The 221-nt window shown below is 50.7% G+C and carries 1 protein-coding gene; it reads left to right on the forward strand.

Annotated elements, in window-relative coordinates; genetic code table 11:
- Position 1: 1 nt before the first annotated feature.
- The coding region (locus tag AB4585_RS28860; RefSeq protein ID WP_372172220.1) for a hypothetical protein at positions 2-221 on the forward strand (220 nt) is incomplete at its 3' end.

A 221-nucleotide genomic window follows, 5' to 3' on the forward strand; every position in this document is an offset into this window, starting at 1 on the left:
GATCAAAACCACTTGTGCATACTGCGGCGTTGGTTGCGGAATCGAAGCCAGACCCAAGCATTCGGGGGAGTTGGAGATACGCGGAGATAAGGAACATCCCTCAAACTATGGCAAGTTGTGCACCAAAGGGATAGCGCTAGGAGAAACGGTTATTCATGATGGTCGCCTGTTATCTCCAACCCTAAAAACTGGCCATGGTGATGAAGCACTGTCGTGGGAAG

Source organism: Vibrio sp. 10N.222.49.C9 (genome assembly GCF_041474985.1).
In the GTDB taxonomy this organism is placed as follows: Bacteria; Pseudomonadota; Gammaproteobacteria; order Enterobacterales; family Vibrionaceae; genus Vibrio; species Vibrio crassostreae_C.